This window comes from Streptomyces sp. CA-278952, from assembly GCF_028747205.1.
In the GTDB taxonomy this organism is placed as follows: Bacteria; Actinomycetota; Actinomycetes; order Streptomycetales; family Streptomycetaceae; genus Streptomyces.
Genome location: NZ_CP112880.1, coordinates 2,831,921 through 2,847,994, shown reverse-complemented (window position 1 = coordinate 2,847,994; position 16,074 = coordinate 2,831,921). Strand labels below are relative to the sequence as shown.

Below are 16,074 nucleotides of genomic sequence, written 5' to 3'. Positions count from 1 at the left end.
GCAGAGCCGCTCACATCCCCTTCCCCAAGGATGAATTCGCCATGAAGAAGTCTGCTGCCAAGACTCTCGGTGTCGCCGCTCTCGGCGCCGCTTTCGCCGCTGCCGCCGCCGGCAGCGCCTCCGCCGCCCCCTCGCTGCCGCTGGAGACCGCGGCCGGAGTGCTCCCCGTCTCGACGATGGCGCTCGACACCGTCGCCAAGTCGGCGCAGAACGCGCCGGTCCAGGAGACCGTCGACAAGGTCCTCGGCGGCGACGCCACCGACGCGGCCGCCCCGGTCACCGGCCTGCTCGGCGGACTGCCCACCAAGGGCCTCACCGCCAACGGGATCCCGCTCGGCGGCTGAGAGCCTGTCGGCCGACCCAGGCCGGGCGGCCACGCCCCGGCACGCGCGCGCCGGGCCACCGGCGCCACCCGTACATGCCAGTGGGGCGCACACCCTGATCCAGGGTGTGCGCCCCACTGTGCGTATCTGCTCCCCGTCTGCACTCCGTCTGCTCCCCGTGGTCCGGCGCGTCACCAAGCCGTCGCGGAGGAGGCGGACTTCTCCGACGGCAGCAGTGCCCACAGCGCCACGTAGAGCAGGAACTGCGGGCCGGGCAGCAGACAGGAGACGACGAAGATGACGCGCATCGTTTTGGCGGAGATACCGAAGCGCCGGGCGAGACCCGCGCACACTCCGCCGATCATGCGGCCTTCGCGGGGGCGGACAAGTGCGGCCATGGTGGGCTCCTTCGCGAACCGTGGTGTGAGGAGCGGCCTCGTGCGCTCCCCGATGTATCCATGGTGCGCCGCGAAGGGGGACAAAGCATCGCTCTACGGAGCGAGGCCGACCCCGGTAATCGTCGGGGTCGACCCCCCAGGGGCCTCGTCCCTGAGACGGGTCTCCTGCCGGTAGCAGGGCAGGTCCCGCACCCCCGGCACACCCCGGCGGCGCAGCCGCGCCCGGCAGACCGGGACGACCAGCAGATGGGCCAGCACCACCCCCGTGGTGTTCAGCAGCAGCGAGTCGATGTCGACGATCTGACCGGGCACCCCGGTCTGGCCCAGCTCGATGGCCAGCGAGATCAGCGCGCCGGCGGCGACCGTACGCAGCAGTGAGACCCAGGGGGAGACGAAGACCCGGCCCCCGGCCATCGGCAGCAGCACCCCCAGTGGGGCCAGCAGCGACAACGCCCCGCCGATCCGGCGGGCCGCCTCGGCCGGTCCCAGCGCCAGGTCCGCCCTGATCCCGGCGAGCGGCTCGAAATTCGCCGCCATGATCCAGGGAACGTCCAGCGGGCGCAGCGTCAGCCACCCGACGAACAGCAGATGCGCGGCAAGGAGAGTGACCCCCGCCGCGCGGAAGTGGATGACGGTCTCGCCGTCCGAACTGTGACGCACGTCCACCAAGACGCCGCGACCGGCAGGATCGGTTCCGCGCCGCAGCGGCCCGCCTCCCGGGCGGCTCTCCCGGGCGGCCCCTCCTCCCGGACCGGGAGGGCCGCCCGACCGCCCGGAAACCGGGTCAGTCCAGCCGGACGCCGTCCGGCGTCGCCAGGTCGCCCGGCCGGGACTTCGTCTGCGAGGTGCACAGATAGCCGCGCGGTGGGTAGTCCCCGGGCCCGCCCAGGACCACCGAGCCGTCCCGGACCAGCGTCTCGCTCTCCGCGTACGTGCACACCAGCTGGGCCAGCGCCTCCGCCGACAGGTCCTCCGGCTGGCTGCTGAGGCGCACGGCGCCCGCCGGGTCGCCGTCCCGGGCCGGGGACACCCGCAGCCCCGCCGGAACCGCGGTGGTGAACCCGGCCCGCCGCTCGTCCGCGGTCGGCGCCTGCTGGACCTCCTCCAGGAGCGCCCGGGCGACCGCCAGGGGGTCGGCGCCGGTCGCGTCCGCCGCCACCGGACGTTCCGCGGTGACCAGCTGCGAGGTGCACACCAGATACACGGTGGTGCTCACGTGGTCCGGCGACCGGGTGGCGACGTCCGAGGAGGACAGCCGGCACGGCACCCGGGAGGGCGCGGGCCCCGCGTCCACCGGCACCGAGGTCGTACGGATCCCGCACCCGGAGACCAGCGCCGCGGCCGCCAGTACGGCCGCCAGCGAGGCTGCCGTATGCCGCCGGAGCGGGCCTCGCCGGTACGTGACATAGCCGCGCTTCACGTCGTCCCGTTCCCGTCCGGGGCGTCCGCCCCCGGTTCACCGTGGTCCGCGAGCTTCTCGGCGTCGCGCGGCAGCCGCAGTTCGAAGACGGCACCGCCGTCCGGGGAGTTCGCCGCCGTGATGTCACCGCCGTGGATGTGCGCGTTCTCCATGGCGATGGAGAGGCCGAGCCCGCTGCCCTCCGACCGCGGCCGGGAGGCGCTGGCCTTGTAGAACCGGTCGAAGACGTGCGGCAGCACGTCCTCGGGGATGCCCGGACCGTGGTCCCGTACCTCGATGACCAGCTCCTCGCCCTCGGTCCGCACCCGCACACCCACCGGCGAACCCCCGTGCTTGAGGGCGTTGCCGATCAGGTTGGCCAGGATCACGTCCAGCCGGCGCGGATCGAGCCGGACCATCATGCCGCGCTCCGCGTCCAGGTCCACCGCGTCCAGCCAGGCCCGCGCGTCGATGCACGCGGTCACCTGGTCGGCGACGTCGACCGTGTCCAGCACCAGCCGGGCCGTGCCCGCGTCGAAGCGGGTCACCTCCATCAGGTTCTCCACCAGGTCGTTGAGCCGCCGGGTCTCGCTGACCACCAGATGCACGGCCGGCGCGATCATCGGGTCGAGGGTGTCCGCCTCGTCCTCCAGCACCTCGGCCACCGCCGTGATCGCGGTCAGCGGGGTCCGCAGCTCGTGCGACATGTCGGCGACGAACCGGCGGCTCGCCTCCTCCCGCGCGCTCATGTCCGCGACCTTCTTCTCCAGCGAGCTCGCCGTCCTGTTGAACGTACGGGAGAGATCGGCGAGTTCGTCGGTGCCGGACACTTCCAGGCGGGTGTCGAGCTTGCCCTCGCCGAGCTTGCGGGCCGCGTCGCCGAGCCGCTGCACCGGACGCAGCACCGTCGTCGCGGCGGCCTGCGCCAGCAGCGCCGAGCCGACCAGCGCGAGGGCGGTGGCGATCGCCAGCGACCAGGCCAGCGAGTTGAGGTCCTGCCGTTCCTGGTCGAGGGACTTGAGCATGTAACCGGTCGGGCCGCCGCCGATGATCCGCGTACCGGCGACCAGATACGGCGTGCCCGCGATGCTCGTCCGCTGCCAGAACAGGTGGTACTCGTGCTCGTTGCTCGACGTCAGCGACTGCTTGCGGGCCACCTGCTTCTGCAACGAGTCCGGAACATCGGCCCGGGTGAAGCTGTCCAGGTCGGAGTAGCCCACGATCGGCTTGCCGCGCTCGCGTTCGGCCTCCAGCAGCACGCTGTAACCCGGGCCGCTGGACGCCATCTGACCGGCGGCCCGCTGGAGGTCGTCCTTGGTGGGACGGGTCGGCAGCTCCGCCGCGGTGTCCTGCATCTGCCGCCGGAAGTCGTCGAGCGCGGTGTCCTGGGTACGGGTCAGCACGGCCTCGCGGTTGAGCCAGTACGCGATCCCCGAAGCGGAGACCGCGGCCGTCAGCGCCACCAGCGCGAACACCACGACCAGGCGCAGCCGCAGACTGGTCCAGCGCAGACCGGCGCGCAGGGACCGCTTGGCGGATTCGGTCACTGAGGCGAGTCCAGCCGGTAGCCCACGCCCCGCACCGTACGGATCAGGGTCGGCGAGGACGGTACGTCCTCCACCTTCGCGCGCAGCCGCTGCACACAGGCGTCCACCAGGCGGGAGTCGCCCAGGTAGTCGTGCTCCCACACCAGCCGCAGCAACTGCTGCCGGGACAGGGCCTGGCCGGGCCGGCGGCTCAGCTCCAGCAGGAGCCGCAGCTCGGTCGGCGTGAGCTGCAGATCCTCACCGTCCTTGGTGACGGTCATGGCGGAGCGGTCGATCACCACGTTGCCGAAGGTCGCGGAGTCGGTCGACTCGCGCTCCCCCCGGCGCAGCACCGCCCGGATCCGGGCGTCGAGCACCCGTCCCTGGACAGGCTTCACCACATAGTCGTCCGCGCCGGACTCCAGTCCCACCACGACGTCGATGTCGTCGCTGCGCGCGGTCAGCAGAATGATCGGCAGTTGGTCGGTGCGGCGGATACGCCGGCACACCTCGAAACCGTCGATCCCGGGCAGCATCACATCCAGCACGACCAGGTCGGGCCGCTGCTCGCGCAGCAGCTCCAGGCCGTCCTCTCCCGTCGCCGCGGTGGCCACACGGTGGCCCTGGCGTGACAACGAGAGTTCGAGGGCCGTGCGGATGGCGTCGTCGTCCTCGATCAGCAACAGGAAAGGCACGAACGTCATTCTGGCCCATGGTGGCGCTTCAGTTCGACCTGTGGCCCGGTCCGATTGTCCGGGCACGGCCCCGACCACCCCTGTGACAGGCCTGTGACAGTCGGGGGACAGCGCCATGAAACTGCCCCGGCAAGCTCTTCGACAACAGGGAACGAACGGACTCCACCGATAGGGGGCGCGAGATGAACGCACTGCACAGCACCAGCTCAAGCGCAGTTGTCACGCGCCTCCACGACGTCGGGCGGAGCACGGAGAAGTCCGGCGTCATGAACATGCGGGGGTGTGTTCGGAGCGCCGGGCGTCAGCACCAGACGGCGGCGGAGCAGGTGCGCATGCCGTACATGACGGTGCTCGACGCGCCCAAGGGGGCGGCGAGCGCGTACGGGGAGGCCACGGGGGACCGCACGGCCCGGACGGGAGACGCGGACGCCGAAGCGGCGTTCACGGCCTACGTCCGGGAGCGACGGGCCTCCCTGTACGCGACCGCCTACCACCTGACCGGTGACCGGTTCGAGGCCGAGGACCTGCTGCAGAGCGCCCTCTTCTCGACCTACCGGGCGTGGGACCGGATCAGCGACAAGGCGGCGGTCGGCGGCTATCTGCGCCGCACCATGACCAATCTGCACATCAGCGCCTGGCGCAGGCGCAAGCTCAACGAATACCCGACCGAGGAGCTGCCGGAGACGGTGGGCGACACGGACGCGATGCGCGGCACGGAGCTGCGGGCGGTGCTGTGGCAGGCGCTCGCCCGGCTGCCCGAACTCCAGCGCACGATGCTGGTCCTGCGGTACTACGAGGGCCGCACCGACCCGGAGATCGCGTCGATCCTCGACATCAGTGTCGGCACGGTGAAGTCCAGCATCTGGCGCTCCCTGCGCCGGCTGCGCGAGGACGAGGTCCTCAGCTTCGGACGTGACGAGCAGGAGTCCTTCGGCGAGTTGGTGGCCTGAGGCTGGGCCCTCCGTCCCGGGGGAGGCGGGGGCCACGGGGGAAGTACGGGGGAGCAGTAAGAACGGGGACCGAGGGGGTTCGGGGGAACCACCACGGGGGAACGGCCCGTCGCTTCGGGGGAGGCGCGGGTCACGGGGGGAACACAGCGGGGTCGTACGGGCCGGGGGGTCCTGTACGGCCCCGCTTTCCGTGGGGTCACTGCGGGTCGGTGGGGCCAATGGGCCTGGAGACGCCCGGCCCTTCGCACCAGGAAGCGAGCAAGTGCGGACAGCCAAGACCTTCGGCTGCGCGGCCCCCACCGGCTGAGCGCGAGCCCGGGGGCGCCCGTCCCTACTCCGGGACCCGCGCCCCCACGCCCGCCCTGCGGCACCGCCCCGCCGCTGCGGCGGCGAACCGCCCCAGCGCCTCCTCCTTGCCGCAGGGGTGCGCCCCCAGGGCCGTCTGGCGGGCCACGATGCGGCGTTCGGCCCGCATCAGCCGCCAGCCCCGCCGCAGCAGGAACGGCACCGACTTGCGGCCCTCGCGCAGATCCCGCACCAGGCGGCGGCGGAACGTGGTGGACGGGCGGCCGCGCAGGCACAGCGCGTCGGCCAGCAGGCCCAGTTCCTGGCAGCGCTCCACTATGTCCGCCGCGAAGATGCCCTCCGCCACGAACAGCGGTGACCGCTCGATGTGGAAGGCCTCATGGTCCGTACGGGAGCTGGTGGCGATGTCGTACACCGGGACGTCCGTACGGCCGCACCGGCACAGCTCGGCGATGGCGGCCACCGCCGCGTCCGCGTCCCAGGACCCGGCGGAGTCCCAGTCGATGTCCGTGGAGCCCGGTACCCGGGGCAGCGTCGGGTCGTCGTGCTCCTTGTAGAAATCGTCCAGGCGCAGCACCGGCAGGCCGGTGCGGGCGGCGAGGACGGACTTGCCGGAGCCGGAAGGGCCCGCGAGCAGCACGACGCGGGTCGGGATCGGTTGGGAACTCACAGAACAGAAGTGTGAGGCATTGAGCCGCGCAGGGGACCCCTCGGGCCTCCTGTTGGTATCCAGCATCACACCTCAACTACTCTGCGCGCACAGACGATTACCCGACGAGATCGACCAGGTGGAAACATGGCACTTCATGCACGTAAGCCCGAACGTCGCGTCCTGCTGCGCGCCGGTCTGACCCTCACCGCGCTGGGGGCCGCCCTGGGAGCCGGCGCGGGCTCCGCGGGGGCCGTCCAGCTGCCCCCGGTCGCGGAGATCCCGGACCAGGGCTCCTCGGCCCTCCGGTCGGTCGGCGAGACGGCGGGACCGGCGGTGACCAGTGCGCTCGGGACCTCGCTGGCCGAGAGCGTCGCGCCGATCACCGAGCTCCAGCTGGACCCGCTGGCCAACACCGGGGTGGACCCGCTGGACAACGCCGTGGGCACCCAGATCGCGGACTTCAAGCCGCTGACCACGGCCGTCCTCACGGACCCGATCAGCAGCGGCGGAGCGCTCGGCGACCTGCCCGTGGTGGGGACGGTCACCGGGCTCATCACGGGCTGAAGCCCGGCGCGGAGAGACGGCGGACGGGGCCGCCCCGGGGTGGGAGGGCGGCCCCGTCCGGGCACCGGGTGTGCGTCAGTACGAGGAGCCGGCGGCTCCCAGGGCGCCCGTCGGATGCCACACCGTCTTGGTCTCCAGGAACGCCGTCAGGCGGTGCGTGTCCGGGGAGGCCGACCAGTCCGCGGAGTCCGCCGCGCCGTCCGCGTGAGCAGGGCCCGGGCGCAGGACGCGCTTCAGGTTGTCCGCCGCCGCGATCTCCAGCTCCTTCGCCAGGGCGGCGTCCGCACCGGTGAGGTCGATCGCGTTGACGTCCTGGTGGGCGGCGAGCGGGGCCGCCAGCTCCGCCGTGACGCCCGACAGGATGTTGACCACGCCGCCGGGCACGTCGGAGGTGGCCAGCACCTCGCCCAGCGACAGCGCGGGCAGCGGGGCGTCGGCCGAGGCGACGACGACCGCCGTGTTGCCGGTCGCGATGACCGGGGCGATCACCGAGACCAGGCCGAGGAACGACGACTTCTGCGGCGCGAGGACCGCGACCACGCCCGTCGGCTCGGGGGTGGAGAGGTTGAAGAAGGGGCCCGCGACCGGGTTCGCCCCGCCGGAGATCTGCCCGATCTTGTCGGTCCAGCCCGCGTACCAGACCCAGCGGTCGATCGCCGTGTCCACCGCGGCCGCCGCCTTGGACTTCGACAGCCCCTCGGAGGCGGCCACCTCACGGACGAACTGGTCCCTGCGGCCCTCCAGCATCTCCGCGACGCGGTAGAGGACCTGGCCCCGGTTGTACGCGGTCGCGCCCGACCACCCGCCGAACGCCTTGCGCGCGGCCACGACCGCGTCGCGCGCGTCCTTGCGGGAGGACTGCGGCGCGTTCGCCAGCCACTGGCCCTTGGAGTCGCTCACCTCGTACACCCGGCCGCTCTCGGAGCGGGGGAACTTGCCCCCGACGTACAGCTTGTAGGTCTTGAAGACGCCAAGTCGGTTGTTATCGGACATCGAGGTACGCCTCCAGGCCGTGGCGGCCGCCCTCGCGGCCGTAGCCCGACTCCTTGTAGCCGCCGAACGGCGACGTCGGGTCGAACTTGTTGAACGTGTTGGCCCAGACGACGCCCGCGCGGAGCTTGTTCGCCACCGCGAGGATGCGGGAGCCCTTCTCCGTCCAGATGCCGGCCGAGAGGCCGTACTGACTGTTGTTCGCCTTGGCGACCGCCTCGTCCGGGGTGCGGAAGGAGAGGACGGAGAGCACCGGGCCGAAGATCTCGTCGCGGGCCACCGTGTGTGCCTGGGTGACGTTCGTGAAGAGCGTCGGGGCGAACCAGTAGCCGGACGAAGGCAGTTCGCAGGGGGCGCTCCAGCGCTCCGCGCCCTCCGCCTCGCCGGTCTCCACCAGGGAGGTGATCCGCGCGAGCTGCTCGGCGGAGTTGATCGCACCGATGTCGGTGTTCTTGTCCAGCGGGTCGCCCAGGCGCAGCGTGGACAGCCGGCGCTTCAGGGCGTCCAGCACCTCGTCCTGGACCGACTCCTGGATGAGCAGCCGGGAACCGGCGCAGCAGACCTGGCCCTGGTTGAAGAAGATCCCGGTGACGATGCCCTCGACGGCCTGGTCGATCGGCGCGTCGTCGAACACGATGTTCGCGCCCTTGCCGCCCAGCTCCAGGGTGACCTTCTTGTCCGTGCCCGCGACGGAGCGCGCGATGGCCTTGCCGACGGCGGTCGAGCCGGTGAAGGCGACCTTGTTCACGTCGGGGTGCGTGACGAGGGCCTCGCCCGCGTCCCCGTACCCGGTCAGGATGTTGACGACGCCCTTGGGGAGCCCCGCCTGGCGGCAGATGTCCGCGAAGAACAGAGCGCTGAGCGGGGTCGTCTCGGCGGGCTTCAGGACCACGGTGTTGCCCGTGGCGAGCGCCGGGGCGATCTTCCACGCGAGCATCAGCAGCGGGAAGTTCCACGGGATGACCTGTCCGGCCACACCCAGCGGACGGGGGTTCGCGCCGTACCCCGCGTGGTCCAGCTTGTCGGCCCAGCCCGCGTAGTAGAAGAAGTGCGCCGCGACCAGTGGGAGGTCCGCGTCGCGGGTCTCCTTGATCGGCTTGCCGTTGTCGAGGGTTTCGAGAACGGCGAGCTCGCGACTGCGCTCCTGGATGATCCGGGCGATCCGGAACAGGTACTTGGCGCGCTCGGAGCCGGGCAGCGCCGACCACTTCTCGAACGCCTTGCGGGCCGCCTTCACGGCCCGGTCCACGTCCGCCGCGCCGGCGCGCGCGACCTCGGAGAGGACTTCCTCGCTGCTCGGCGAGAGGGTCTTGAAGACCTTGCCGTCGGCGGCCTCGGCGAACTCGCCGTCGATGAACAGCCCGTAGGAGGGGGCGATGTCGACGACGGCGCGGGACTCCGGCGCCGGTGCGTACTCGAATGCGGATGCCATGGCTATCAGTCCACCGTCACGTAATCGGGGCCGGAGTAACGGCCGGTGCTGAGCTTCTGGCGCTGCATCAGCAGGTCGTTGAGCAGGCTGGACGCACCGAACCGGAACCAGTGCGGGTCCAGCCAGTCCTCGCCCGCGGTCTCGTTCACCAGCACCAGGAACTTCACCGCGTCCTTGGTGGTGCGGATCCCGCCGGCCGGCTTGACGCCGATCTGCACGCCGGTCTGCGCCCGGAAGTCGCGGACGGCCTCCAGCATGAGGAGCGTGTTGGCGGGGGTGGCGTTGACGGCCACCTTGCCGGTCGAGGTCTTGATGAAGTCGGCGCCCGCCAGCATCCCGATCCAGGAGGCCCGGCGGATGTTGTCGTACGTGGACAGCTCACCGGTCTCGAAGATCACCTTGAGGCGGGCGGGGCCGCACTCCGCCTTCACGGCGAGGATCTCCTCGTACACCTTCAGGAACCGGCCCGAGAGGAACGCCCCCCGGTCGATCACCATGTCGATCTCGTCGGCCCCGGCCGCCACGGCGTCGCGGACATCCGCGAGCTTGACGTCGAGCGCGGCGCGGCCCGCCGGGAAGGCGGTCGCCACGGACGCCACCTTCACACCGGAGCCGGCCAGCGCGGCGGCGGCGGTGGCCGCCATGTCGGGATAGACGCAGACCGCGGCGGTGCGCGGGGCGGTGCGGTCGGTCGGGTCGGGGTTGACGGCCTTGGCGGCGAGAGCCCGGACCTTGCCCGGGGTGTCCGCGCCTTCCAGCGTCGTCAGGTCGATCATCGAGATGGCGAGATCGATGGCGTACGCCTTGGCCGTCGTCTTGATCGAACGGGTTCCGAGGGCGGCGGCGCGCGCTTCGAGGCCGACGGCGTCGACGCCGGGCAGCCCGAACAGGAAGCGGCGCAGCGCACTGTCGGACGCCGTCGCGTCGGAAAATGCGGGAGCAGTGGTGGGCATGGTCACCAGGGGAGCATATCTACGCGCGTAGCGACCTGTACAGGGGGCCAGGCCATCCGTGCGTCCCGCACCCCGCATCCCACCCCGCCCCCGCGCGCCCACACTCCGGACGCCGCGGCCCGGCGGCGGGCGGCCGTGCGGTGCGTCCGCTGCGCCACCCTCCGCGCCCGTCAGGCAGAATCGGCCCCATGACGAGCCCCACACCTCCCGCAGAGCCGCCCCCCGCGACACGGACCTACCGTTCCGTCGCCGCACTGGTCTGCGGGTCGCTGCTGCTCCTGCTGATCGCCTGGATGGCCGGCGACGCCATGATCCGGGGCGAGGGACGGATGCCCTGGCTGGCGGCGGCCGCGCTGCTCCTCGTGGTGCCGCTGGTCGTGGCGTTCACCCTGCGGCCCGCCGTCTTCGCGGACGACGAGCACATCCGGGTCCGCAACCCGTTCCGGACGATCCAGCTGCCCTGGACCGAGGTCGCCGACGTACGGGCCTCGTACTCCTCCGAGCTGCTCACCCAGGACGGCACGAAGTACCAGCTGTGGGCGATCCCGGTCTCCCTGCGCGCCCGCAAGCGCGCGGCGCGCGGCGCGGCCCGCGCGGCCCACGACGACCCCTACGGCCGTACGTCGGTCAGCGCCGACGTCCGCGACTCCGCCGCGCGCACCGCGTCCGCCGACCAGACGGTCCGCGATCTTCGGGACCTCGCCGAGCGGGCCGGCGACACGACCGCCGAGGGCGCGGACCGGGGCTCCGTGCGCTGGGCCTACGAGGTGATCGCCCCGGCCGTCGCGGGGGCCGTCCTGCTCGCGGTGGTGGGGGCGCTCGGCTGAGAGGCCGGGGCGACCGGATGCCGGAGGGCCGGCCCCTCCCGGGAGGGGCCGGCCCTTCGGCGTGAAAGCGGTGCGTCAGATGCCCGCCGCCACCGCCAGGTCCCGCTTGATCCCGGCGAGCAGTTCGGCTCCCCGGGCCCGCGCGGCGGGCAGCCCGGCCGCGTCCGCCACCGGGACGACGACCTCCAGGTAGCACTTCAGCTTCGGCTCGGTGCCGCTCGGGCGGACGATCACCCGGGCGCTCTCCAACTGGTAGCGCAGCCCGTCGGTGGGCGGCAGCCTGTCCGTGCCCCGCGCCAGGTCCTCGGCCGAGGTGACGGCGAGACCGGCCAGCGCGGCCGGCGGCTGCTCGCGGAGCCGGGCCATGGCGTCCGCGATGACCGACAGGTCCTCCACCCGCACCGAGAGCTGGTCGGTGGCGTGCAGACCGTGCGTGAGCGCCAGGTCGTCCAGCAGATCCAGGAGCGTACGGCCCTGCTCCTTGAGTACGGAGGCGAGCTCGGCGACGAGCAGGGCGGCGGTGATGCCGTCCTTGTCGCGGACGCCCTCGGGGTCGACGCAGTAGCCGAGCGCCTCCTCGTACCCGTACCGCAGGCCGTCCACCCGGGCGATCCACTTGAAGCCCGTCAGCGTCTCCTCGTACCCGAGGCCCGCCTTTTCCGCGATCCGGCCGAGCAGCGACGACGACACGATCGACTCGGCGAACACGCCGCTCACGCCCCGCTCCACCAGGTGCGCGGCCAGCAGCGCGCCCACCTCGTCGCCGCGCAGCATCCGCCAGCCGCCCTCGGTGGCGGTGTCGGGCACGGCGACGGCGCAGCGGTCCGCGTCCGGGTCGTTGGCGATGACCAGGTCCGGTGCCGCCCGGCGCGCGGTGGCGAAGGCGAGATCCATCGCGCCGGGCTCCTCCGGGTTCGGGAAGGCCACGGTGGGGAACGCGGGGTCGGGCTCGGCCTGCTCGGTGACGAGCACCGGCGCGGGGAACCCGGCCCGCTCGAACGCGGCGGTCAGCACCGAGGTGCCGACGCCGTGCATCGCGGTGTAGACGGTGCGTGCCGTACGGGGGCTGTCGGGGGCCAGGACCGCGTCCGTGCGGGCGAGGTAGGCGGCGAGGACCTCGTCGCCGAGGGTCTCCCAGCCGTCCTCGGGGCGCTCCACGCCCGCCAGCGGGCCGACCGCGTCGATGGCGGCGGCGATCTCGCCGTCGGCCGGAGGCACGATCTGCGAGCCGTCGCCGAGGTAGACCTTGTAGCCGTTGTCGCGCGGCGGATTGTGGCTGGCGGTGACCTCGACCCCGGCGACGGCTCCCAGGTGCCTTATGGCGTACGCCAGTACGGGGGTGGGGAGCGGGCGGGGGAGCACGGCGGCGCGCAGCCCGGCGCCGGTCATCACGGCCGCGGTGTCGCGCGCGAAGTCCTCCGACTTGTAGCGGGCGTCGTAGCCGATGACGACGAGCCCGCCCTCCTCGCCCTGGGCCTTCAGATACGCGGCGAGGCCCGCCGCCGCCCGGATCACCACGGACCGGTTCATCCGCATCGGCCCGGCTCCCAGCTCCCCGCGCAGCCCGGCGGTGCCGAACTGGAGCGTGCCCGCGAAGCGGGCGGCGAGCTCCTGGGCGTCCCCCGCCTCGATGATCGCGCCCAGCTCCTCGCGGGTCTCGGGGTCGGGGTCCTCGGCCAGCCAGGTCCTGGCCTGCGCGATGAGGTCGTGCTGCACGGGGGCCGCCTTTCGGGGGTGTGCGGAAGGGGTACGGGGGTGGGTGCGGGTGGTCCGGGGCGCGGGCGGGGTGGGGTGGGGTGTGCGCTGCGCGGGCTGATCCCCTCCCCGCCCCTTCCCGAAACCGGGGCTCCGCCCCGGGCCCCGGTCCTCAAACGCCGGACGGGCTGTGCACGCGGCTCAGACGCGGTCGAGCACCCGGGCCAGCAGCGCGCCCATCCGGGTCGCCGAGTCGCGGCCGGCCTGGAGGACCTCCTCGTGGTTGAGGGGCTCTCCGGACATGCCGGCCGCCAGGTTGGTGACGAGGGAGAGTCCGAGCACCTCGGCGCCCGCCTCCCGGGCCGCGATGGCCTCCAGGACCGTGGACATGCCCACCAGGTCGCCGCCCATGACCCGGACCATGTTGATCTCGGCCGGGGTCTCGTAGTGCGGGCCGGGGAACTGGACGTAGACGCCCTCTTCGAGGGTGTCGTCGATCTCCTTGCACAGCGCGCGCAGCCGCGGGGAGTACAGGTCGGTCAGGTCGACGAAGTTGGCGCCGATGATCGGGGAAGTGGCCGTCAGGTTGATGTGGTCGCTGATCAGGACCGGCTGTCCCGGGCGCATGCCCTCGCGCAGCCCACCGCACCCGTTCGTCAGGATGACGGTCCCGCAGCCCGCGGCCACCGCCGTACGGACCCCGTGGGCGACGGCGGCGACGCCCCGGCCCTCGTAGAAGTGCGTGCGGCCGAGGAAGACCAGGGCGCGCTTCTCGCCGATCCTGTACGAGCGGACCGTGCCGCCGTGGCCCTCGACGGCGGGCGCCGGGAAGCCGGGCAGGTCGGTCACGGGGAACTCGGCCTCCGGGACGCCGAGTGCCTCGCCCGCGGGCGCCCAGCCGGAGCCCATGACCAGGGCGACGTCATGGGTCTCGGCGCCGGTCAGCTCGCGCAGACGTGCGGCAGCCCCGGCGGCGGCTGCCCGCGGGTCGCTCTGGATGTTGTCCGGAATAACAGATGCGTTCACGCGGACGAGCGTAACCGCTGAATCCCTACGCGCGTAGATGTACCGGCGCAAAGACGCTCCGCGGGTCTTTGTGCTTTTGCACGAACACAGCGCGACCGGGCCCCGGTCCGCCCCGGTCAGCAGGGGCGCTTGCGCAGTTCCATCACGTAGTCGTGCGGTGCGCCGGCGGACTCCGCGGCGTCCGCGATCTCGCCGAGGTAGCGCGCCGAGGGCAGCCCGCCCTCATAGCCGTTCAGCACGTACATCCAGGCCGGCTCCTCGCCGTCCAGGGTGTGCACGCGCACCCGCATCCGCCGGTAGATGTCGAGCCCGACACCCTCCCAGCGGTCCATCGAGTCCTCGTCCATCGGCGCCAGGTCGTACAGCGCGACGAAGACCTGGGAGCGCGGCGCCTCCACCACGGTGGCCAGCGCCCCCTCCCAGCCCATCTGCTCCCCGCCGAAGGTCAGCCGCCAGCCGTTGAGCCAGCCGGTGCTGCGCATCGGGGAATGCGGAGCGCGGCGGGTCATCAGCCGCGCGTCGAGGTTGCCGGCGTACGCGGCGTAGAGCGACATGGGACCGAGGGTACGGGAGGTGGGCGCGGGAGCGGCGGTTCCTGTGACGAAGGCCCCGGTCGGGGGAGTGCGGGGGCGGCGCCACCTGGGTGTGCGGGCCGCTCGTTCCCGTGCGGCGGAGGCCCTCTTTCCCGTATGGAGGGCCCCGGGGCGAAGCACCTTGGCGCGTGCGGGACAATGGAGTACGTACTGCATTCCCCCGGGGCGATCCCCCGGACCCCCGGCCGGGGCGGCAGGGCGGCCGCGGGGTAACCCAACGCGAGGCGGACTTTTCGTGACCCGGATCGTGATCATCGGCGGCGGCCCCGGCGGCTACGAGGCAGCCCTGGTGGGCGCCCAGCTCGGTGCGGAGGTGACCGTCGTCGACTGCGACGGTCTCGGCGGGGCCTCGGTCCTCACCGACTGCGTGCCCTCGAAGACCCTGATCGCCACGGCCGAGGTGATGACCACCTTCGACTCCTCGTACGAGGAGCTGGGCATCATCGTCGCCGACGACACCCCGCACGTGGAGCAGGCCGCCCGGGTCGTCGGCGTGGACCTCGGCAAGGTCAACCGCCGGGTCAAGCGCCTCGCGCTCGCCCAGTCCCACGACATCACCGCCTCCGTCACCCGGGCCGGCGCCCGCGTGATGCGCGGCCGGGGCCGGCTCGACGGGCTCCAGGCCACCGACGGGTCCCGCCAGGTCGTCGTCACCGCCGCCGACGGCACCGAGGAGCGGCTGACCGCCGACGCCGTGCTGATAGCGACCGGCGGCCACCCCCGGGAGATCCCGGACGCGCAGCCCGACGGCGAGCGCATCCTGAACTGGACCCAGGTCTACGACCTCGACGAGCTTCCCGAGGAGCTCATCGTCGTCGGATCCGGTGTCACCGGCGCCGAGTTCGCCGGGGCCTACCAGGCGCTCGGCTCGCGCGTCACCCTCGTCTCCTCCCGCGACCGGGTGCTGCCCGGCGAGGACCCGGACGCCGCCGCCGTCCTGGAGGACGTCTTCCGCCGCCGCGGGATGAACGTCATGGCCCGCTCCCGCGCCCAGTCCGCCAAGCGCGTCGGCGACCGGGTCGAGGTGACGCTCGCCGACGGCCGGGTCATCACCGGCTCGCACTGCCTGATGGCGGTCGGCGCCATCCCGAACACCGCGGGCATGGGCCTGGAGGAGGCCGGCGTACGGCTCAAGGACTCCGGACACGTCCTCACCGACCGGGTCTCGCGCACCAGCGCCCCCGGCGTCTACGCGGCCGGTGACGTCACCGGGATCTTCGCGCTGGCCTCGGTCGCCGCGATGCAGGGCCGCATCGCGATGTACCACTTCCTGGGCGACGCGGTCGCCCCGCTGAACCTCAAGGCCGTCTCCGCCAACGTCTTCACCGACCCGGAGATCGCCACCGTCGGCTACAGCCAGGCCGAGGTGGACGCGGGCAAGATCGAGGCCCGGATGGTGAAGCTGCCGCTGCTGCGCAATCCGCGCGCCAAGATGCAGGGCATCCGCGACGGCTTCGTCAAGATCTTCTGCCGCCCCGGTACGGGGATCGTGGTCGGCGGCTGCGTGGTCGCGCCGCGCGCCAGCGAGCTGATCCACCCCATCTCGATCGCGGTCGACAACAACCTGACGGTGGAACAGATCGCAAACGCGTTCACCGTGTACCCGTCCCTGTCCGGATCGATCGCCGAAGTGGCACGGCAGTTGCACACCCGCAAGCTCACGGGCGAGGGCTGAGGGCCCGTCGGGCGCGGCATTTCCGGCATCCCGCCGCATCCGGGCGGCAGTCCGGGCGGCGCGGGGACCG

At 72.6% G+C, this 16,074-nt stretch carries 17 protein-coding genes; 5 read left to right on the top strand and 12 right to left on the bottom strand.

The annotated features are described in order from the left end of the window. Window positions 1-41 precede the first annotated feature (41 nt). Complete coding sequence (locus N7925_RS12415; RefSeq protein WP_274343893.1) at window positions 42-344, top strand: hypothetical protein; 303 nt, start codon at window positions 42-44, stop codon at window positions 342-344. Between the two features lie 170 nt (window positions 345-514). On the opposite strand, the gene N7925_RS12410 is transcribed toward N7925_RS12415, so the two are convergent. From N7925_RS12410 to afsQ1, 5 genes are all read right to left on the bottom strand, one after another. Further along, complete coding sequence (locus N7925_RS12410) at window positions 515-721, bottom strand: PspC domain-containing protein (RefSeq protein WP_265599718.1); 207 nt, start codon at window positions 719-721, stop codon at window positions 515-517. A 93-nt stretch (window positions 722-814) separates the two neighbouring features. Continuing rightward, a complete protein-coding gene (locus N7925_RS12405; protein ID WP_265599717.1) occupies window positions 815-1,387 on the bottom strand; it encodes a VanZ family protein in 573 nt (190 codons plus the stop codon). A gap of 118 nt (window positions 1,388-1,505) precedes the next feature. Next, a complete protein-coding gene (locus N7925_RS12400; protein WP_274343892.1) occupies window positions 1,506-2,141 on the bottom strand; it encodes a hypothetical protein in 636 nt (211 codons plus the stop codon). Further along, window positions 2,138-3,667 (bottom strand): sensor histidine kinase, encoded by a 1,530-nt coding sequence (locus tag N7925_RS12395; RefSeq protein ID WP_265599715.1) that lies wholly within the window; start codon window positions 3,665-3,667, stop codon window positions 2,138-2,140. The genes N7925_RS12400 and N7925_RS12395 overlap by 4 nt, the downstream gene beginning before the upstream one ends. Then, window positions 3,664-4,341, bottom strand: a complete 678-nt coding sequence (gene afsQ1 / locus N7925_RS12390) for a two-component system response regulator AfsQ1 (RefSeq protein WP_006127084.1) — start codon at window positions 4,339-4,341, stop codon at window positions 3,664-3,666. Before afsQ1 ends, N7925_RS12395 begins: the two co-directional genes overlap by 4 nt. A 182-nt stretch (window positions 4,342-4,523) precedes the next feature. On the opposite strand from afsQ1, the gene N7925_RS12385 reads away from it, so the two are divergent. Beyond that, the gene (locus N7925_RS12385) at window positions 4,524-5,291 is read left to right on the top strand and encodes a SigE family RNA polymerase sigma factor (RefSeq protein ID WP_265599714.1); all 768 of its coding nucleotides are present in this window, start codon (window positions 4,524-4,526) and stop codon (window positions 5,289-5,291) included. A gap of 331 nt (window positions 5,292-5,622) precedes the next feature. On the opposite strand, the gene N7925_RS12380 is transcribed toward N7925_RS12385, so the two are convergent. Next, complete coding sequence (locus tag N7925_RS12380) at window positions 5,623-6,333, bottom strand: uridine kinase family protein (protein WP_265599713.1); 711 nt, start codon at window positions 6,331-6,333, stop codon at window positions 5,623-5,625. Window positions 6,334-6,393: 60 nt separating this feature from the next. On the opposite strand from N7925_RS12380, the gene N7925_RS12375 reads away from it, so the two are divergent. Further along, entirely contained in the window at window positions 6,394-6,813 is a 420-nt protein-coding gene (locus N7925_RS12375) for a hypothetical protein (RefSeq protein ID WP_265599712.1), read from the top strand. 75 nt (window positions 6,814-6,888) lie between these two features. On the opposite strand, the gene N7925_RS12370 is transcribed toward N7925_RS12375, so the two are convergent. From N7925_RS12370 to deoC, 3 genes are read right to left on the bottom strand one after another with little or no spacing between them, the layout of a single operon-like run. Then, complete coding sequence (locus N7925_RS12370) at window positions 6,889-7,806, bottom strand: aldehyde dehydrogenase family protein (protein WP_265599711.1); 918 nt, start codon at window positions 7,804-7,806, stop codon at window positions 6,889-6,891. Beyond that, a complete protein-coding gene (locus tag N7925_RS12365) occupies window positions 7,796-9,235 on the bottom strand; it encodes an aldehyde dehydrogenase family protein (RefSeq protein WP_265599710.1) in 1,440 nt (479 codons plus the stop codon). Before N7925_RS12365 ends, N7925_RS12370 begins: the two co-directional genes overlap by 11 nt. 5 nt (window positions 9,236-9,240) lie before the next feature. Beyond that, entirely contained in the window at window positions 9,241-10,188 is a 948-nt protein-coding gene (gene deoC, locus N7925_RS12360) for a deoxyribose-phosphate aldolase (RefSeq protein WP_265603841.1), read from the bottom strand. 188 nt (window positions 10,189-10,376) lie between these two features. Here deoC and N7925_RS12355 point away from each other — a divergent pair, with 188 nt between their 5' ends. After that, window positions 10,377-11,015, top strand: a complete 639-nt coding sequence (locus N7925_RS12355) for a PH domain-containing protein (protein WP_265599709.1) — start codon at window positions 10,377-10,379, stop codon at window positions 11,013-11,015. A 75-nt stretch (window positions 11,016-11,090) separates the two neighbouring features. On the opposite strand, the gene N7925_RS12350 is transcribed toward N7925_RS12355, so the two are convergent. The 3 genes from N7925_RS12350 to N7925_RS12340 form a co-directional block, all read right to left on the bottom strand. Then, window positions 11,091-12,731 (bottom strand): phospho-sugar mutase, encoded by a 1,641-nt coding sequence (locus N7925_RS12350; RefSeq protein ID WP_274343891.1) that lies wholly within the window; start codon window positions 12,729-12,731, stop codon window positions 11,091-11,093. A gap of 180 nt (window positions 12,732-12,911) precedes the next feature. Then, on the bottom strand, window positions 12,912-13,736 hold the full coding sequence (locus N7925_RS12345) for a purine-nucleoside phosphorylase (RefSeq protein WP_274343890.1): 825 nt from the start codon (window positions 13,734-13,736) through the stop codon (window positions 12,912-12,914). A gap of 116 nt (window positions 13,737-13,852) precedes the next feature. Next, on the bottom strand, window positions 13,853-14,290 hold the full coding sequence (locus N7925_RS12340; RefSeq protein WP_007458837.1) for a gamma-glutamylcyclotransferase: 438 nt from the start codon (window positions 14,288-14,290) through the stop codon (window positions 13,853-13,855). 274 nt (window positions 14,291-14,564) lie between these two features. Here N7925_RS12340 and N7925_RS12335 point away from each other — a divergent pair, with 274 nt between their 5' ends. After that, window positions 14,565-16,004, top strand: a complete 1,440-nt coding sequence (locus N7925_RS12335) for an NAD(P)H-quinone dehydrogenase (RefSeq protein ID WP_265599706.1) — start codon at window positions 14,565-14,567, stop codon at window positions 16,002-16,004. The last annotated feature ends 70 nt before the right edge of the window (window positions 16,005-16,074 follow it).